Source organism: Puniceicoccus vermicola (assembly GCF_014230055.1).
GTDB lineage: Bacteria > Verrucomicrobiota > Verrucomicrobiia > Opitutales > Puniceicoccaceae > Puniceicoccus > Puniceicoccus vermicola.
Genome location: NZ_JACHVA010000033.1, coordinates 61,628 through 80,746, shown reverse-complemented (window position 1 = coordinate 80,746; position 19,119 = coordinate 61,628). Strand labels below are relative to the sequence as shown.

The 19,119-nt window shown below is 55.4% G+C and carries 14 protein-coding genes; 8 read left to right on the top strand and 6 right to left on the bottom strand.

Annotation, left to right across the window (positions count from 1 at the left end; all coding sequences use genetic code 11):
- Nucleotides 1–35 precede the first annotated feature (35 nt).
- The 3 genes from H5P30_RS02845 to H5P30_RS02835 all read right to left on the bottom strand — a co-directional run bounded on the left by H5P30_RS02845 (nt 36) and on the right by H5P30_RS02835 (nt 2,621).
- A complete protein-coding gene (locus tag H5P30_RS02845) occupies nt 36–1,073 on the bottom strand; it encodes a phosphotransferase (protein WP_185691451.1) in 1,038 nt (345 codons plus the stop codon).
- On the bottom strand, nt 1,070–1,825 hold the full coding sequence (locus H5P30_RS02840; RefSeq protein ID WP_185691450.1) for a nucleotidyltransferase family protein: 756 nt from the start codon (nt 1,823–1,825) through the stop codon (nt 1,070–1,072). Before H5P30_RS02840 ends, H5P30_RS02845 begins: the two co-directional genes overlap by 4 nt.
- Nucleotides 1,826–1,904: 79 nt before the next feature.
- Nucleotides 1,905–2,621 (bottom strand): phosphoadenylyl-sulfate reductase, encoded by a 717-nt coding sequence (locus H5P30_RS02835; protein ID WP_185691449.1) that lies wholly within the window; start codon nt 2,619–2,621, stop codon nt 1,905–1,907.
- Between the two features lie 332 nt (nt 2,622–2,953).
- On the opposite strand from H5P30_RS02835, the gene H5P30_RS02830 reads away from it, so the two are divergent.
- Nucleotides 2,954–4,333 carry an ammonium transporter gene (locus H5P30_RS02830; protein WP_246459245.1) on the top strand — a complete coding sequence of 460 codons (1,380 nt, stop codon included), beginning with the start codon at nt 2,954–2,956 and terminating at the stop codon, nt 4,331–4,333.
- Nucleotides 4,334–4,394: 61 nt separating this feature from the next.
- Entirely contained in the window at nt 4,395–4,733 is a 339-nt protein-coding gene (locus H5P30_RS02825) for a P-II family nitrogen regulator (RefSeq protein ID WP_185691448.1), read from the top strand.
- Nucleotides 4,734–5,147: 414 nt separating this feature from the next.
- On the opposite strand, the gene H5P30_RS02820 is transcribed toward H5P30_RS02825, so the two are convergent.
- Nucleotides 5,148–6,170, bottom strand: coding sequence for a DUF362 domain-containing protein (locus H5P30_RS02820; RefSeq protein ID WP_185691447.1), 1,023 nt, complete (start codon nt 6,168–6,170; stop codon nt 5,148–5,150).
- A 258-nt stretch (nt 6,171–6,428) separates the two neighbouring features.
- Here H5P30_RS02820 and H5P30_RS02815 point away from each other — a divergent pair, with 258 nt between their 5' ends.
- From H5P30_RS02815 to H5P30_RS02800, 4 genes are read left to right on the top strand one after another with little or no spacing between them, the layout of a single operon-like run.
- On the top strand, nt 6,429–7,946 hold the full coding sequence (locus H5P30_RS02815) for a tetratricopeptide repeat protein (protein ID WP_185691446.1): 1,518 nt from the start codon (nt 6,429–6,431) through the stop codon (nt 7,944–7,946).
- Between the two features lie 6 nt (nt 7,947–7,952).
- Nucleotides 7,953–9,779, top strand: a complete 1,827-nt coding sequence (gene dnaG / locus H5P30_RS02810; protein ID WP_185691445.1) for a DNA primase — start codon at nt 7,953–7,955, stop codon at nt 9,777–9,779.
- The gene (gene rpoD, locus H5P30_RS22380) at nt 9,779–11,680 is read left to right on the top strand and encodes an RNA polymerase sigma factor RpoD (protein ID WP_185691444.1); all 1,902 of its coding nucleotides are present in this window, start codon (nt 9,779–9,781) and stop codon (nt 11,678–11,680) included. The genes dnaG and rpoD overlap by 1 nt, the downstream gene beginning before the upstream one ends.
- Nucleotides 11,681–11,685: 5 nt before the next feature.
- Complete coding sequence (locus tag H5P30_RS02800; protein ID WP_185691443.1) at nt 11,686–12,138, top strand: hypothetical protein; 453 nt, start codon at nt 11,686–11,688, stop codon at nt 12,136–12,138.
- A gap of 177 nt (nt 12,139–12,315) precedes the next feature.
- Here H5P30_RS02800 and H5P30_RS02795 read toward each other — a convergent pair whose 3' ends face one another.
- The gene (locus H5P30_RS02795; RefSeq protein WP_185691442.1) at nt 12,316–14,385 is read right to left on the bottom strand and encodes a protein-disulfide reductase DsbD family protein; all 2,070 of its coding nucleotides are present in this window, start codon (nt 14,383–14,385) and stop codon (nt 12,316–12,318) included.
- Nucleotides 14,386–15,090: 705 nt separating this feature from the next.
- Here H5P30_RS02795 and H5P30_RS02790 point away from each other — a divergent pair.
- Complete coding sequence (locus H5P30_RS02790; protein WP_185691441.1) at nt 15,091–15,726, top strand: hypothetical protein; 636 nt, start codon at nt 15,091–15,093, stop codon at nt 15,724–15,726.
- Between the two features lie 252 nt (nt 15,727–15,978).
- Complete coding sequence (argH, locus tag H5P30_RS02785; RefSeq protein ID WP_185691440.1) at nt 15,979–17,382, top strand: argininosuccinate lyase; 1,404 nt, start codon at nt 15,979–15,981, stop codon at nt 17,380–17,382.
- Nucleotides 17,383–17,551: 169 nt separating this feature from the next.
- Here the strand turns inward: argH and purB are convergent, their stop codons facing one another.
- The gene (gene purB, locus H5P30_RS02780; protein WP_185691439.1) at nt 17,552–18,973 is read right to left on the bottom strand and encodes an adenylosuccinate lyase; all 1,422 of its coding nucleotides are present in this window, start codon (nt 18,971–18,973) and stop codon (nt 17,552–17,554) included.
- Between the last annotated feature and the right edge of the window lie 146 nt (nt 18,974–19,119).

Sequence of the window (19,119 nt, the reverse complement as noted above, 5' to 3'; positions counted from 1 at the left end):
AGAACCGATCGATGGAATCTGGATGTCGATTCGGTCTACTTTCTCGGAACTGGTTTTACCTCTGGGACTTGCGCGGTCGCGGGCAAATCGAGATTTTTTAGCTGGCCAGCGAGATGGGCGAGGCCGGGCAGTTGAGCCTCGTTCGCGCTGCTCTGAAGAAGTGCGAGAGCCACGGGGATTTTCGTCTGGAAAAACTCGACCCTACCACCGAGGCCAAATCGGCCATAGGCGCCGAGGGCCTGCATGAGACGTTGGCAGCAGGCGGAAGAGAAATCCTTTTGCTCCTCTTGGGGAGAAAGCGAGGAGAGCTGACAGAAATCTTCGAAGTTCTGCTGGCGCTCGTCGGCAGGGAGGTTGACGTAAGGGTCGCAGAGGAGGCTCGCCAGATCGTAATACCTGTGGCCCCGGCGGATTCCTTGGAAGTCGACCACGCGAATCCGCCCCTCAAGATCGATCATCAGGTTTTTACTTTGAAAATCCCGATGCACCCAAGTGGTCGGTTTGCTGATGAGGCGTGTCTCGAGCTCTTTCATTTCGACCTCAAGAGTGGCCGGAATGGGAAAATTGGGAGCGAGCCGGTCAACTAGTTCGTGCCGGAAATAGCGCTGCTCGAACTGGTAAAGCTCTTGGTCGAAGCCGGGGAGAGTCTCGATGTCTCGGTCGGCGAAAAGGTCTTCGGGAAGTTGCTGGATCCGGTGGAGGGTTTCAAGGGCCTGGTCGTAGTAGAGAAGCCGTTCAGATTTTTCCTCGCGGGCGGAGTAGAGGTCCCTTTCCCCGAGATCCTCGAGCCAGACCCATCCGCGTTCGCGGTTTTCGGATAAAATCTTGGGCACCGGAATTTTTTCAGCGCGCAGAGCGTGGCCGATGGCACTGAACAATAGGTTCTCGTGCGGCTCCGGAGGATAGGCCATGAGGACGCGGGTTTGCTCGCCGCGGAGGATCCGGAAAAAGCGCCTCCCCGAGGCTCCCGAAGCGATCGGAATGGCTTCGCCCGGGAATGGATCCGCGGGGAATGCCTCCAAATCGGCCGCGAGAGCTTCGGGGATGGAAATCTTAGCAGCGGGGAGGGTCACAGGTTCTCCGAAGCCGTGCCAGCGGGGTTGCTGAGAGAGAGCGCCTCGTGATTGAGGCCGGATTCGCGAACGGATTCGTAGGCGTTTAAGGTCCCGACATCCTGCCAGCGTCCTTCCGTAATTTCACAGACACGGACGGATTCCCGGTCTTCCTCGAGGGCACGGGTCCAGCCGTGGATGAGGGATTCGGGAGAGTCTTTTTGGAGATAACGCAGGAATCCGGGCTCAATCACCGAGATCCCGAGGAATTGATGACGTCCTTCGGTGTCTCCTTTTTCTGAGCGATCGACCTTCAGGAGGCGGCCGTTTCCATCGGTGAGGAGGTGTAAGTCCTTGCCTGCGAGGGAGGAGGCGAGGGTTACCAGCGGTCTGCCGGACTCTTCGTGCTTCTGGAGGAGGTGATCGAGAGGCAGGTCGGTAAGGATGTCGCTGTTATAGATGAGAACCGATTCGGAAGGGTCGAGAAGGGGCTCGATGTTTTTCAAACCCGCGCCCGTCTCCAATCGAATTGGCTCGTGGACGAACTCCAGGGGAAAACCGTTCCACTCGTGATCCGGGAAAGCGACTTCGAAGGCCTCGGGAAGATGGCTGGTGTTGATGATGAATCGCTCAACCCCCGCCCTCGCACAATGGCGCATGACGTGATGGATGATCGGTTCGCCCGCGACGGGCAGCAGAGGCTTCGGGATCCGTGCGGTCATCGGACGAAGGCGTTTGCCCAAGCCTGCGGAAGGGAGGAAGGCGGTGCGCATCAGCGTAGATTCTGTGGAAAAAAGGCGGTCTTATTCTGGAACATGGCCATCAGTGTATCAGGGAGGTGAAGCCCCTTCCTCAGATCTGGAAATCTTGGCCGCCCGTCAACTCGTGAAGTCCGCACTCGCGCTTGCGGCCACCGAAGCGAGTCTCTTCCTCGGTCATTCCTTCGGTCAATTTCTGCGTGCTGTGCCAGTCACCCATAGAGACGTAGCCCTGCTCCCAAAGAGGATGATAGGGGAGGTCATGTTTCGTCAGATATTGGTAAATCTCGCGATTCGACCAATCCAGGATTGGATAGATCTTATAGGTCTTGTTCTGGAGCTCGATGAATTCCCGTTCGCTCCGGGAGCTGCCCTGGGATCGTCGCAGGCCGGAGATCCAGGCCCGGGCGCCGAGTTCCCCAAGTGCGCGATTCATCGGTTCGACCTTATTATCCCGATTGTAGTCCCCGAGATCGTCGAGGCTTCCCTCCCAGCGCTTTCCGTAGAGAGCTTCCTGGCGGGCAGCCGTCATGCGGGGATTGTAAACGCGGAGGTCCAAGTCGAGGTCGCGGGTCAAACGATCCGCGAAACGATAGGTCTCTGGAAATAGATAGCCGGTATCGACAAAAATCACCGGGATCTTCGGTTTGCGGGTGCCCACCATGTGAAGAAGTACGGCCGATTGAATGCCGAAGCTGGTCGAAAGGACGAGCTCGCCGGAAAATTGTTCGACAGCCCAGTCTACCCGCTCTTCCGCGGGGATCTCCGCGAAGCTACGGTTGGTGTCGTCGATGGTGAAAGAATCTTTCATGATCGTTGTGAGGATGCACCGTAACCGATGGCGCGCAACTTTCGGTTGCATTGAGTCGCTCAATTTTAGTCCCGCCGAATCGACGGCCGATGCGGGCTGCTCCCGCCATGGGTCTGAGGATTCCAGCAAATTGTGAAATCGTTATACATTAATGGATCTAATTTCAGTCGGTAGCGGGATGATTGTTCCTGGCGAAGAGGGGTTCTTTCGCGGGTCACTTCCTTAGTTGGCATGGCACATGCTTTACAGCTCGGGTTCGTTAAAAAAATCCGGACCGGCTCGGGGTTCCCGCCTCGAGTTCGTTTCTTCTACAAAACAACTCAAACAGAACTATGAAAAATAAACTCAAGAAACTAGGACTCTCCTGGATGTCTGCCGTGATTTTCGCGGGGATCGTCGGGTTCGGTGGCATGGCAGCCGCCCAAGATGAGTCAGTCGATGTTGAGGAAACCACCGTGGAATTTGCAGATGCTTACGGCGCTTTTATGAGCGACATCGGAGCCTCCTCTTTCTTCACGGTCAGTAACCTTTGGCTCCTGATTTCCGCGGCGTTGGTCTTTACCATGCACCTCGGTTTCTCGACCCTCGAATCCGGTCTGACTCAGTCGAAAAACACGGTTAACGTCCTCTTTAAGAATGTCTTTATCGTAACGATGGGGATTCTGACGTACGCGTTCTGGGGATTCAACAGTATGTATCCGGGAGACTTTAACGGATATTTCGCTGCTGGATCCTGGTTCGACGTCGATCCTACCATGGAATTGATGTCGTCTGCATACGCCGATTACACTTGGTATACTGACTTCATCTTCCAGGCGATGTTTGCTGCGACTGCGGCGACGATCGTTTCAGGTGCGGTTGCTGAACGTGTGAAGCTCCCGAGCTTCATGATTTTCGCGACTCTCCTCGTAACCTTTGCCTATCCGGTGACCGGTTCTTGGGAATGGGGCGGTGGCTGGCTCAACAACTTCGCCGCTGGTGAGTTTGTTGACTTCGCTGGTTCCTCGCTCGTTCACGGATTTGGTGGATTCGCGGCTCTGGCCTGCGTTCTTCTTCTCGGTGCTCGTCGCGGCAAGTATGTCGATGGCAAGATCAAGCCGATCGTCGGTCACAGCATGCCTTTGGCTACCATCGGGGTCTTCCTTCTCTTCTTGGGTTGGTTCGGATTTAACGGTGGTTCGGTTCTCAACGCCGATCCTTACCTGGTCTCTTTCGTCTTCGTGACCACCGCTCTGGCAGCTGCTGCAGGTGCGATGGGTGCGATCTTCCTTTCCTGGATCCTCCTCCGCAAGCCTGACCTTTCGATGGCTCTGAACGGAATTCTGGCCGGTCTCGTGGGGATTACCGCGGGTGCCGACAGCATCTCTCCGGCAATGTCCATCGTTGTGGGTCTGATCGCTGGTATGATCGTGGTCGTTTCCATCATCTTCTTCGACAAGATCAAGGTCGACGATCCAGTGGGTGCGGTTTCCGTTCACGGTGTATGTGGTGTCTTCGGAACTTTGGCTGTCGCTCTCTTCGGAGATGCAGCTCCCTTCAGCTCACAGCTGATCGGCACGGTTTCGATCTGCCTCTTCGCCTTCGTCTTCTCGATCATCGTCTTCGGCATCCTGAAGGTTACCTTGGGTATCCGGGTTTCTGAAGAAGAAGAAGCGGAAGGGCTCGACATTGGCGAGCATGGTCAAGAAGCTTACTCAATCCGGCCAAGCTGATTGCGGATCTTTCTTGAATAGACGGATTCTAATCCAGTAACCTAATCAAAAGGCAAAAATTATGAAACTCATTAAAGCCATCATCAAGCCCTTCAAACTTGAAGAAGTGAAGGAGGCTCTGGCCGAAATCGGTATCGAAGGTATGACCGTCACCGAAGTAAAAGGCTTCGGTCGACAGAAAGGTCACACCGAGATCTACCGCGGCAGTGAATACACGGTGGACTTCCTTCCAAAGGTTGAGCTCGAAGTAGCGGTTTCCGCTGAGCTCGCTCAGAAGACGGTCGAAACCATCGTCAAAGCCGCCAAGACCGGCAAGATCGGAGACGGAAAAGTCTTTGTTCTTCCGATCGAAGAGTGCGTTCGTATTCGGACCGACGAGTCCGGCGAAGCTGCCCTCTAAGCGGATCCAGAAAGGATTTCATTCCAGCGCCTCCCGGGAAACCGGGAGGCGCTTTTTTTTGTCTGTCTTTGTCTAGCGAGCGGCTCTCTTTTGCCGGTGAATGACGATCTCCTCAGCCGTGAAAGGCCGCTTCGAGGGCATATCCTTAGACACCAATTCCTAGGCTAGCGTTTTCCTGTAAGATCTTCGAGTTGTCCTGTAGGAATACGCCTAAAACGGAGCGCGGAATTCATTCCGCCCCGTCAGATTGCCTGCGTATGAAAAGTTTCCCTCAAAATCTAAGGCGAAAGGCCTGAGTGGCATGCGGGGCAGAATGAACTCCGCGCTCCCATGTTTTTGCGTTTGCGGGACCGTCCAGAGCCATAGGCTTGTGTGTAAGGATATGTTCGAGGGGGAGGTCGATCCGAGCTCTGCTCACTGAACGGACTTCAATCGGGTGGAGTCCAGATTGGCACTGCCAAGATCAAGGCTCTCTCCATATCGGAAAAAGAGGGGATCCGGGGAGATGGGGTCGAAGCCGCGTTGGATGCGGCTGGCGTTGATGGCGGCGAGGGCGTACCGATCGATAAGAAGTGGATCGGCGCTGAGAATTACTTCCGGTCGTGATTGGGTGTAGTAGGAATTGAAGCGAGGTCCTCCGATGATCTGATAGGCTTCCAGGCTCATGATGGAGAAAAGCCAGGATCGCTGGAGTTCCGGGATGGCGGCAATCTCCACAGTCGAACTGGCGGCGCTGACCGGGCGGCTGAAAAATCGGGATTGATTGCTCACCGACCAGACTCCCGCATTCGCGGTAGCTCCACTCATCCCCAGGATTGGGTGATGAAAGGCCACTGGAAGATTGATCCAGAAATCGAGGTTAAACAGGAGCGGGGCTGGAAGGAAGCTCTTACGGTCTTCGTCCCCCTCGAGAAGCTCCAGATTTTTTCCCTCCTCGGCTCCTTTGAGGAGGGGATGCGGGGGGAGCGGGCTCTCGTAGAACCAGTCCTTAAGATGATATTTGGGGTTGTCCAGAGAGATGACCGGCATCCCGTGGAAGGTTGCACCTCCATCGCTCAAGGCCGGAAGATAGCCGGAAGCTCTCAGCCGGCGGGTGTCGAGATCGGCGATAGTAATGTTCTCCCGCGCAAATCCCCGCTCCACCAGAGCATCGGCCAAGGCGAGAACGAGGCCGGGGGGCGTGCGCAGTCCCATGCCGGAATTCGTGTAGACTTTGAGGACAACCCGTCCCGTCGACCCAGGACGGATGGGTTGGTAAGCCGCCTCCCATTCTGCGAGAAGGAGGGGAATTACCTTTTGATAATCAGGAGTGGTATGAGCATCGGGCGAAGCATAGATAAAGGCCGGCTCCTCTGTTTTGAGGGGTTGGGCTTGAGACACGGCAAACCCCAACAAGAGAAGGAGGGTAAAGGCGATACTCAGTTTTCGGTGGCTCACGGTCTTTTCCGTAGCAGGGGATTGGGGTTCTGTCGATTCTTGGGAGCACTTTCCCGCCGATGATAGGTATACATATCTAGCGGATCAAATATCGACCGCTCTGCCACAGTGCATAAAAGTCAATTTATTTTACCTCTGTTCTCAAATGAAGGTCCAAGCGAAGTCCATATGCCGAAGGAGGGGCGGGTATTATTGATGATGGGTATATTGAAAAGGGGATGCTTGCAAAGGACCGCCAAGGTAACAAGATACGCGATTATGGCTCGCCCTTCCCGCAGCGTCCTTCGTTGGTTTTTCCCGCTATTCTTCTCACTTTTCTTCCTCACTGCCTGCAGTGATCCCGAGGCGAAGTTTGAGGAACAGCTGGCGGAAGCGAGTGCCCTGATTGATCAGGGTCAATACGATCAGGCGATCGAGTTGTTGAATCAATTGGATGAGAAATATCCAGACCGGGGGGTTGTTCTTCAGGAGTTGGGTCGTGCTTATGAGGAGTCCGATGTGGGCCTATTTGCCGGGGTTTTCTACGAAAAGGCGGCGCAAGCTGATGCGGAATTTTCCGAATTACTCTTTCCGGCAGCTCGATTTTTTGCAGAGGAAGGAGATCGGAACCGCGCTTTGTCGACGATCGATGATTATTTGGAACTTTATCCCGATGATGCCGAGGCGTGGCGTTTTTCGGCGGAGCTTCTTGCCGAAAATCAACGCTTCCAGTCGGCGTTGAGTGCTCATCTTCGGGCGGAGCGGTTGGATGGTCCATCCCGCAATCCCGAGTATGCGGCGACGATGGGTGAGCTTTACATGCAGGCGGGGAATATCCCTCAAGCCGAGATTCATTTTCAAACCGCACTGAGTGAAGCCCCGGACGATCGCTTTCGGGCGCTGATGGGTTTACTGGGAGCGAGTTACCGTGCGGAGAATTTTCCGCAGGCCGAAGAAATTCTTGCGACATTGAATGAAGAGTTTCCCGGGGCGGTGGAATCGAGTCAGTGGGCGGGTGCTCAGGATGACGTCAAAGCTTGGAGGGTTCGTCAGGATACCTTGGCAGCCGAGATTGCCGCATTGGAAGAACGTAGGAAACTCGCTGAAGCGGAAGCCGAAGAGAGTGAGGAAGCCGAGACCTCGACCGATGATGAGAATCGTGTCGGTCATGGAACCGTTCTGGCGCACAACCCGCAGCAGGGTGGTGGAAAAATGGCGGTTCTTGAGGATCCCCAGTCTACGATCGACGGAAAACTCGCGGGAGTGGGGGAGATGGAAATTTTAGAAATGGAGGTCGAGCCTGAGCCCGAACCCGAGCCGTTGCCTCCACCGCCTCCACCGGAGCCCACAACCTTGGACTATGCCCTAGAGGCGCGCGAAGAGAGAGACTTTGACCGGGCTATTCCTCTATTCTGGAAAGCTGTTCAGGAGGATTCCGACAATCCTGAGGTGTGGGCTGAGCTCTCGAAGACTTACATGATGGAAGGTGATCCGGAGAACGCCGAGATCGCCATTCTGGAAGCCCGTCGACGGGATCCGGAGAGTCTCGAATATACGATGACTTACTTGAGTGTGATTGAGAAATCCCGCTCTCGGGCCCGTTACATGGAGGAGCTGGAAAGAGCCTATTCGCAGATTCCCGATAGTCCGGAACTTTCTCTGGCGATGGCCCGAGCGTATGCTCAGCCGGGAGGCAATCCGGCCAATGCTGCTTTCTTTTTCCGCGAGTTTTTGGAGCTGGCTCCAAATGATCCAAATGTCGATGCCGTTCGCCGCGAGCTAAACGCTTTGCCCTGACCGAAGATGCCAGTCATTTCGAGGCAAACGATCGACGAAGTCAGGCGTCGGGCGAATATCGTGGAGATCGCGGGCAAGTATACCGCGCTCAAGCGTGCTGGGCGCGAGTATCGCGGACTGAGTCCTTTCACTGAGGAGAAGACGCCCTCATTTTTCGTGAATCCGGAAAAGAACGTCTTTTCTTGTTTTAGCACCCAGGAGGCGGGCGACGTCTTTGGGTTTGTTCAAAAGCTTGAGCATCTCAGTTTCCAGGAGGCTGTGGAGCATTTGGCGGATCGGGTTGGCGTCCAGGTCGAGTATGAAAAAGGTGGACCCTCTCGGCAGGAGATTTCGCTTCGCAAGCAATTGTTTGAGGTCAACGCCCAGGCTGCTGCTTTCTTTGCCGGTCAATTTCAGAAGGAAGATGAGGCTGGCGCGAAGATCCGCGACTACTGGACAAATGGTCGTGGTTTCCAGATGGAAACGGCGAAGGACGTGGGCATCGGGTTTGCTCCGGTGGATCCGACCTTACTGGTCGATTTCCTGCGCAAGAAGGGCTTTGAAGAGAAGGTGTTGGACGCTTCAGGTCTCTTCTATGAAAGGCGCAGTGGACGGAGTGGTTTCTTCCCCCGTTTCCGCGGTCGTTTGATGATCCCGATTCGGGACGTTCAAGAGCGCACGATTGCCTTTACGGCGCGGGTCACTCCGCTGACTCCGGAGGACGACAAGACCAAGGACGCGAAGTATGTGAATTCTCCAGAGACGCCCCTGTTTCAGAAGAGGCGGGTCGTCTTTGGTCTCGACCGGGCGGGTTCGGTGGTCCGCGGTGGGGGGCGCTTCCTCCTTGTGGAAGGCCAGTTGGACGTCATTCGATGCTGGGAGTCGGGGATCCCTGAGGCGATTGCCCTCCAGGGAACGGCAGCCGGGGAGGAGCAATTTCTTCTCCTGAAGCGTTATTGCAACGGCGTCGATGTTCTCCTCGATGGAGATCGTGCCGGGAAGGGGGCTGCCTTCAAGTTGTTGCCCATCGGTTTTCAAACGGGGGTCGATCTTCGATTCGCTCCGCTCCCAGAAGGAACGGACCCGGATGACCTTCTGCGCGAAAAGGGAGCAGCGGCCGTCGAGGAAATCCGTAAGAATGCAGGTTCTCCGATTCATTTTGCGCTGCGCTACATGGCTCCCGAGCCCCTGGCTCTGGATGTGGCCAGTCGCAGTGCCGTCTTTGAGGAGCTTTACGGTTTGCTGCGACAGCTCGAGTCAGACGTCACGCGAAAGGACTTTTTTGATGAGGCGGCTCGCTATTTCCGTTCCGACACTCAGGCAGTCATCAACGATTACACCCGGTTCTTGAAAAAGGGGCATCCGTCTGGACAGCGTCCGCAAGAGGCGGCCGCTCCCCCATCTGATCTTCGGTTGACAGAGAACGAAGAGGTGTTACTGTTTCTAGCTTTGCAATTTCCAAAGATTCGTGAGATTTTTTCACAAACATCTATCTGTGAATGGATTACAGAAGAGTCTCCCGAGGCTCGGCTTCTTCGTCGGCTGGGCTCGGAACTCATCGAAGGTTCTTTCACAACTGTGGAAGATTTCAGGGACGAATGTGAGACAGACCAAGAGAGATCTATTTTGGCCCGCCTCGTCGTTCGAGAAGTCGATCTCGAAGATCCTGAACAGACCGCTGAAAGAGTTTTTCACGAATTGGTCCGCAAATTTGCCTCCAAGGAGATTACGCGTCTCGTAGACACTATGAATGCCCTCCCGGCAGGAGATCCTGAGCTGAGATCGCTTCAGGCTCGTCGTCGGGAACTTCGCAATCTGATCCATCAACCGCCCGTTCTAGCCAACATAGCCTAATGCCAGCGAAAGCTACTTCAGAAACTTCCACCAAAAAGGTCGCTACCAAGAAAGCAGCCAGTAAGAAAACGACAGCCAGCCGCAAGACGGCGAAGAGCAAGGCTGCTTCGAGCGAAAAGCCCAAGGTCACCGCGAAAGAGGTCAAGGCCGCAGTTGCTTCCGCTGCCGGAAAAGATGGCAAGAAGGCCGGGGTCGATACAGGTGACGTTGCCGAACGCGGTGAGCTGAATGACCGTATCCGTGAGCTGATCAGTAAGGGTCGGAGCCAGGGGTTCCTGACTTACAAGAATTTGAACGAAGGTCTGCCGGAGAGTCTCAACAATCCGGAAGAGATCGACAATGTCATCCAGATCCTCGCCAATCTGGAAATCGAGATCCTCGACAATGAGGAAGTCGAGCGTTTCAAGGAGCGTCAGGAAAAGAACGAGACCACCGAAGCCCGCGAAGCCCAGTATGATATTCTGGATGACCCGGTTCGGATGTATCTCAAGCAGATGGGGCAGGTGCCTCTTCTGACTCGTGAGCAGGAAGTGGCCATCTCGAAGCGCATCGAGAATGCCGAGCAAAAGGCACAGGATCTTCTCTTCTCGACCGGTCTCTCGAATTCCTTCCAGATCCGGATTGCCGAGCGTCTTCTCTCCCGTGAAGAGCGTTTTGACCAAGTGGTCCTCGATAAGCGGATCGATAGCCGCGAGAACTACTTCAAGGGTCTCCCCGCTTGGATCGAAAAGGCGAAAGATCTCGAGGATAAGCTCGATCGCGCTTGGATCGATTCCTTTGATGGCACTTCGCCTGCGAACTGCAAACGAGCCCGCACCCGTTTCAATAAGTACTTGGGTGAGCTCAAGCCGATCCATCGCAAGTTCTGTTTCAAGCTCAAGATCTTTGAAGAGTTTCTGAAGGACATCGATCCGGTCGTCCGCGAATCCGAGGAATTGGTCGAGAGCCTGGACATTGCGGAAAAGTCCGGAATTCGCCGTAAGAAGCCGGTTGATTCTGAAAAGGTAGAAGCTCGCCTCGAAGTCATCTCCCGCGAGCGGCGCATCGATGCGCGCGATCTCGTCACCGAGATTACCGCCGTCCGCAAGGCCGTTCGGGAAGCGCATAAGGCCAAGACCGAGATGGTGGAGGCCAACCTTCGTCTCGTCATCAGTATTGCCAAGAAATACACCAACCGTGGTCTCTCTTTCCTCGACCTGATTCAGGAAGGGAACATGGGTTTGATGAAGGCGGTTGAGAAGTTTGAGTATCGTCGCGGGTACAAATTCTCGACCTATGCCACTTGGTGGATTCGTCAGGCGATCACCCGTTCGATTGCAGACCAGGCTCGGACGATCCGGATTCCGGTTCACATGATCGAGACCCTGAACAAGGTGCTGCAGATCCAAAAGTTGCTCCTTCAGGACCTTGGCCACGAGCCGACTCCGGAAGAGGTCGCTGCGGAAATGAACATGCCGGTCGAGAAAGTTAGCCAAATTCTTAAAATGGCGCAGCAACCGGTCAGCTTGCAAAGTCCGGTCGGAGATTCGGACGATACCAATTTCGGAGATTTTATCGAGGACAAGACTGCCGAGAACCCATACGACCAGACCGCTTATTCGCTCCTCCGGGAGAAGATTGTCGACGTTTTGGACAGTCTCAGCGAGCGCGAGAAAAAGGTCCTTTCCCTCCGCTTTGGTCTCGTCGACGGCTACAGCCGGACGCTCGAGGAAGTGGGGCGTCAGTTCCAGGTGACTCGCGAACGGATTCGCCAGATCGAAGCCAAAGCTCTTCGCAAGATGCGTCACCCGACGCGTATCCGTCAGTTGCACGGATTCTTCGATTCGGACCAAGCTCAGGAAGGGGTCGGAACCAACGAGTTTCTGATGGGGGCCGAGCGGGAGAATCCCGGCAAAAAGTGACCGATATGAACCGCTCTCGCACCTGTCGAAGTGTGAAATGGCTCAGCCTGCCACTGGCGGCGAGCCTGATGATTCTGACCGGGTGCTTGAGTTCGGGTTCCGATTCGGATGCGGAAGCCCAAGCCTCGCCGATGGGCGATAAGGCAGATGGGGTCCGCTTCAATCCGAATATCCGGATTGGCGAAATCGTTTGGATCAATGATCGAGAAGATTTTGCGGTGGTGCGGATGGATGCACCGAGTCCTGCTTTTCAGCCAGCTTTTCTCCTCGCCGTCGATCCACTCGGGCAGCAGCGTCCGGCAATCCTCGTCGGAGGAGGCCAGATCGAAGGACGATCATTTGGCGCCCGTATCGTCGAAGGTCCCGTCCCCAAGGAAGCGGAAGTGCGCATTCCGGGTCCGGAGTGGACCGAGTATCTTTACAATCGCTACAACCAGACCGAACGTCTTTCGCAGTAGTTGCGGAAATCGCCAACTCGCGGAACCCCCGTCTTGTTGGTTTGCGGTCTGAGGAACCGATCGGAGAGGCCCGCAAAGATGGCTCTCCAGATTGCTATCGGCGAGTTCTCAGTATGAGGGTAAGCGGTGCTATTGGGTGGCGGTTAATCCTCTCCTAAGGGACGCCGTTGCGAACTCTCACTCGCCGCGCAACGCTCGGAGCACGATTCCCGGAGTCAACGTCTCGGGTAGCACCTCGGGCGAATCTTCTCCTGGCAGGTAAACGAGGTTTACGGGCACTGCGGCCTTTCCCAATTCGGTGAGTCGTCGAGTGATGGCTGGATCTTCATTGGTCCAGTCGGCTTTGACCAGAGCGACGTCCTGCTTCCCGATATAATCAAGGACCTCCTGATTCGAGAAGACCACCGCCTTGTTCACTTGGCAGGTTGCGCACCAGCGGGCCGTGAAATCAACATACACCGGCCGGTCTGACTCACGAAGGCTCTGGACGGTTTCGGGGGACCAGGGGATCCATTGCAACGTGTCTTTCTGCGGATAGCCGTAGGCGATCGAGATTCCGGCGAAAAGAAGGGCAGCTGCGTTGCCGAGAAGTCGTGTGCGTGGCTTCCGGTGAGGAGTGGCGTACCGCCCGTAAATCCAGGCCGCCAAGGCCAGTAGGGTAAAGGAGAGGAGGATGTGGAGAAGGTTGCTGCCATCCACTTGGCCAGCGAGCACGTAGAGGAGCCAGCCGACCGTCGCGTAGAGAGGGAAGGCCATGAACTCTTTGAGTGTCTCCATCCAGGCCCCCGGTTTGGGGAGTTTCTTCAACAGGGCCGGAAAGAGGCTGAGCAGGAGATAGGGTGCCGCCAATCCTAAGGCGATGCAGGTGAAGGTGAGGAAGGATTGAAAGGGTGGCAGGGTCAGGGCTCCAGCGAGCGCTGTGGCGAGAAAGGGAGCGGAGCAGGGAGTTGCGACCACCGTGGCAAGAATCCCCGATAGAAACGATCCACCGGCCCCTTTTTTTCGGTCGGCTTTGTTCCCGAGAGACATCAGGCCAAATCCGATTTCAAAGACACCGCTCAGGTTAAGCGCAAAGAGGAAAAGGAAGATTGCCATTCCGAAGACGAAAGGAGCCGATTGCAGTTGGAATCCCCATCCCAGCTCGGCACCGCCCGCTCGTAAAATCAAGAGCGCTCCAGCCAGAACCCAGAAGGAGACGAGGACCCCGAGGGCAAACAGGAGGCCGTGCCCGATGATCTTTCGCTTCTCGTTCCCAGCTTGTTCGACAAAGCCCATGATCTTTAGGCCCAGGACCGGAAAAACGCAGGGCATGAGGTTCAGAATCGCCCCTCCCGCGAAGGCGAGAAGGAGGAGGCCAGCAAGGTTGCCGGAAGGTGCCGAACCGGTCGTCCCCGCGAAGGAGGCGGGAGGCTGATCGGAGTGGGCCGCCTGAATGAGAAGGGCTTTCCGACCGTCGAGAGCGCTCCACCCCTCGGGGTTAACGAGGACCCCGGAAACTTCGTCGGGGATGTTCGGAGCGTATTCGGAGCGCACCAGATTCCCGACGAGCTTTTCACTTTCATTCAGCCACTCTTGATCTCCCCCGGGAGCGACAATTGGATCGATTGGGAAGAAGAAGGTGTCCGTCAGACCATCGTCTTCAAGCTCCAGACCGTCCACGATCAATTGGATCTTCTGGGCGTTGCTGCGGATCTCGGCCGATACGGTTTCCGCAGTCGCGGGCCATTCCGCGCGAACTGTTTCGAAAGCTTCCTCTTCTACTGCATCCGTTTGGGCAGTCTCGGCGACCGGCAGGTTGAAAGAGAGCTCCCCTTTCCCCGGAATGCAGATCTCTGCGCACATCAACCAGTCTACTTCCGCAGAAATGGGGAAATCTTTCCCCGTCGGCCAGTCCTCCGGGATGCGAACATCCGTATAGAGGGTGACTTCGTCGGAGTAGACGAAGTCGACCAGATGAGCGTTGCGATAAACGTGAGGGTAGGGCCAGTGCAGCTCGCCGGAGCCGACTCCTTCCGGGAGCGCCCAGGCGATGGAGGTCTCTAGTCCGGTATCGCCTGGGTTCTTCCAATAGATGTGCCAACCCTCATCGATCAGAAACCGCACGCCGACCGCAATCGTCTGACCCGGAGTAGCCGTTTCCGCAGGCGTCACCAGCTGCACCGCTACTTCCCCATCGCGAACCTCCTTGCTGGTCAGGGCGGAAAGGGAGAGCGTCGAAGCGAGGGAAAGCAGAAAAATCGTGGCCAATCGCATAGAGATTGAAGCTACTGGAGTGGATCAAGGGGTCAACGCAGAGACGCCGATTCTGCCCGATCCAGAAATCAATAGCCCAGTCTTCTCCAGGAGGCCGACGATGTCTCTGGGTTTTGGGGAGAGTGGATGTCTAGACCGACGGAAATCGAGGGCGCCGTTTTTTTTTTTTAACATTTTGCTCTGAAAATGATTACCATGTCCGGCGGTCTTGCTCTGAAATGAAACTATGGTTGGATGCCAAAACCAACGATGCCGTTTGGGTAAGGAAGAGTGTCCCCAGCTGATCACTGACCGAACTTCTATGGTTCCAAGCAGCTCCCCGAAGAGAAGTTTCAGACCTATACTTGGCATATCGAATGTCGATGGAGTGAAAAATGTCTTCGCGGAATGGATCGAAAGAAAGGGGGCTCGATTTTCAAATACCGAATCAATCCCTGTAAGAGAGGTAGTAATTTCTGACTCGAACCAGTTTGAAAATGACTACCTGAAGGGATTGCGAACCAGAGACTCACCTGTGGAGGGCTGAATCATGATCATTTTTAGAGCAGATCCGATCAGATGCACCTGTAGTGGTGCGATAGTTACGTTACAGGATCTTTACTTTAAAATGGGTGCATTCCCCATGGGGGATCGGCATGGTTCCTGCAGTTTTGAAAATCAAATTACAAAACTTAGTAAATATTAGAAATGGGATAAATTATGAAGACAAAATCAACGATACTCACATTCGTTCTTGGAGTTGGGATGCTCAGTGCCTCAACCGCAGCAACTCTAATAAGTTTTGATTTTACCAGCCCTGATTCTATCAACGGTGATGAAACTCTAGGAAGCAGTTTCAAGACGACGATGGACGGAGAAACTTCGGCCACCGTCTTTGATCTGAGTGCGTTGCTCGAAGGGCTAACTTTGACGGTTACCCCGTCTCAGAGCGACATTAGTATTACCGATACTGGTTTGGGTATTGGATCGGGAGGAACTCTTGCCGATGCAGGGGATGCACTCACCTTTTCGTTTAATAGGGATATCTCGTTTGATTTCCTAGATGTGGGTGGCTTTACGCCAGGAGGAAACGATTCAGTGATAGTGAGTTATTCGAATTCAAACCCTTCGGTGACTTTAGATGCTGGAGATTTTGATAACAATACCTCCGATACAATTACGTTTTCTTCTGAAAATTCTTTGCTGGCGGGAGAGTCATTCACTCTAGCTCGGAATGATGGAGATTTTTCGATTGAAGGATTCAACGTTTCTGTCGTCCCCGAACCGCAACTCTACGGCGCTCTTGCTGGTCTTCTCGCATTAGGTCTTACGGTGATTCGTCGCCGCCGAGACTAACCAAAACACTTTCTTTGGGGTAAAGGAGAGGTCGTCCTACGGGGCGGCCTTCTTCTTTTTTGGGGGTAGGCTTCTTCTGTTTCTCCTTCTTAGTGCCTTTTCGGACCGCAGAATTTATTCCGCCCCGCTGGAGCGGCTCTCCGTGGCAGCGTCTCACACACGAAGCGAATTCCCCCCGTCATCCTAAGTTCCATCTTCTCTCCCCTCCAATCCCGGGTTGATTTTGCCGCCGATTTCGGTGGGAATGCGGCCATGGGTACAGAAAAGCAGGTGACATGGGGTGGACGATTTTCCGGAGGTCCTTCGGAACGTATGCAGGCGTTCAGTGAATCCGTTTCTTTTGATGCGGAGTTGGCTCCCTTTGATATCACCGGTAGTCGGGCGCAGGCCGCGATGCTCGAGTCGATTGGAATTTTGACCGCTGACGAAAAGGAGCAGATTGACGCCGGGCTGGTGGAGATTTTTAACGAAATCCAAGCGGGTCAGTTTACTTGGGATCCGGCCTTGGAGGATGTCCACATGAACATTGAGCAGGCTTTGTCGGCTCGAGTGCCGGCGGCGGCCAAGTTGCATACGGCCCGGAGCCGCAATGATCAGGTGGCCACCGATGTGCGACTGTATCTACGCTGGGCTGCGGACGAACTCGACCGCAGCTTGAAGGGAGTCTTGAAGTCGCTCGTCGATTTAGCCGAAAAGCACGTGGATCTTTTGGTGCCGGGCTACACTCACTTGCAGCGGGGCCAGCCGGTATCGGTGGCGCACCACCTTCTGGCCTACGCCGAGATGTTCGGACGCGACCGGGAACGCTTTGCCCTGTTCCGCGAGCGAATCAATGTATGTCCGCTCGGTTCGGGAGCCTTGGCCGGAACGACTCTCCCGATTGACCGGGAGTTCGTCGCGCGCTGCCTCGGTTTTGTGGATGAGAACGGAGAGCCGCGGGTCTCGGCGAACAGTCTGGATGCGGTTTCGGATCGCGATGCTCCGTTGGAGTTTTGCTTCAACGCTGCATTGAGTGGACTGCACCTCTCTCGATTTGCTGAAGATTTCATCCTCTGGAACAGCTCGGAGTTTGGATTTGTGGCTTTGCCCGACGCCTACACCACGGGTTCCAGCTTGATGCCGCAGAAGAAAAATCCAGATGCGCTGGAGCTGATTCGCGGGAAGGCCGCCCGCCTTCAAGGCAATTTGGTGACCCTGCAATCCATGGTGAAAAACCTGCCGCTGACCTACAACCGGGATCTTCAGGAGGACAAACCGCCGCTCTTCGATTCTTTCCGCACCCTTCGGGATTGCTTGGATGTGTTGTCGGACTTGGTGCCGGGAATCCAGTTTCGAAAAGATCGTTGCCAAGCGGCCGTTTCGGATCCGCTTCTGCTAGCAACCGATTTGGCCGATTATCTCGTCGAACAGGGAGTTCCCTTCCGGCAGGCCCACCACCAAGTGGGTGCCTTGGTCGCGCTTTCCGAAAAGCTGGACACTCCCATCAATGAGCTTCCCGAGGAGGAGGCTCGGAAGGCCGCCGACGGATTACAGGATGACTGGCGCGAAGTCTTCAGCCTTGAGCGAGGAATGGCCCGCCGGACCGGACCCGGTATGCCCGGCCCCGAACCGGTGAGAAAAGCAATTGGCGAGTGGAAGACCAAACTCGCTGACTGATTTTGGATCGAGCGTCAGATTCCTCCAGTTGGGGATCGTCCGGTCTCGGACGCCAGTTCACCAACTCCTCCCTTGCTCGCAGGGGAGGTGCTTCCATCGGAAGCGGAGGGGTTGGGTTCGAACGGGAAACCCTGCTTAAGTTCTTTGCGGCGCGGAAAACTCCAGCGCCTCAGAGAATCTGGCCCGGACGGTAGTCTTTCCACTCTGGGTTGAGCGGGCGGAGGAACTCATTCACCTGCGTCGAGAAATCGCCGACTTGCTCCTTGGCCAGGCCGATCAAATCGGCGGCACCCGTGATCACCTTCTCAATGTCAGCGGTATCGAGCGGGAAGTCGGAGTCCGCACCGAGGCGTTCGGCAAAGTTGTTTTGAGTAATCTCGCCGCTGCGCAGATCCTTGACCGTAGAGATCGCGTGTTTCTTGATCGCCTTGTGGGCGGTTTCGCGCCCGGTTCCGGTCCGGACTGCTTCCATCAGAAGAGTCGTGGAGCTGAGGAAGGGGAAGTAGGCGGCGTTCTCCCGCGCGATGACCGCTGGGTAGACTTCCATTTGTCCGAGGACGGTGAGGAAGGTCTCGAAGAGTCCGTCGATAGAGAAAAAGGCGTCCGGGAGGGCAACGCGGCGAACGACCGAGCAGGACACATCGCCTTCATGCCATTGGTCTCCGGCCAAACCGGCTGCCATGGTCTCGTAACCGCGAAGAAGGACGAGGAAACCGTTCACTCGTTCGCAGGAACGGGAATTCATCTTGTGTGGCATTGCAGAGGAGCCTGTCTGTCCGGGAGCAAACCCTTCGGAAGCGGTTTCGTGGCCAGCCATTAAACGGAGGCTGCGCGCGAGATTAGAGGGTCCGGAAGCAATCCCGACGAGGCCAGCGATGACCTCATGATCGAGGCTGCGGGGGTAGACCTGGCCGACCGCATGGAGGGATTTTGAAAACCCGAGGTGTTTCAGGACGCTCGCCTCGAGCTGGTCCACCTTGACCTTCTCGTCGCTGAAGAGAGTTTTTAAATCCAGCTGAGTCCCAACCGCACCCTTGATCCCGCGAACGGGGTAGGAGGCTGCGATCCGAGAGAAAGTTTGTGCCGCGTGAAGGAGCTCCTCCCCATACATGGCCAGACGCTTGCCGAAAGTCGTCGGCTGCGCCGGGACGTTATGGGTGCGCCCCGGAAATACCTGGCCGACAAATTCTTCCGCCTTGGCTGCGATTTGAGCCAGAGTGGCAGCCGTCTTTTTCTGAACCACCTCGAGGGAGCGGGCCACTTGCAGCTGTTCCACATTCTCGGTCAGGTCCCGACTCGTCATTCCCCGGTGAATTTCTTCAAAGCCCGCCAAGCCACAGAATTCCTCAATCCGAGCCTTCACGTCGTGGCGGCTCTCCGCCTCCCGTTTGCGGATAGACTCCAAGTCAATCTGATCAATCACCTTCTCATAGGCCTCAATCGCCCCCGGGGAAACCGACAGGCCGAGCTCGTCTTGAGCCTTAAGGACCGCAATCCAAAGTTCACGTTCGTAGCGAACTTTTCCACTGGGGGACCAGATGTCCCGCATTTCGGAGGATGCGTAGCGTTCAGCAAGAATGTTTGGAATCATGGAAGGTTTCTTCGTTGGACAGAGAATCGATGGAGAACCGTCGAGTCTGGAGATTGCGCTCATGAGGTCCAGCCAAACCGATTCGGAGAGATTCAATACCTCTGTTCTAAAATGGTTGACGAAAAATGGGAGGTCTCATTTTTCGC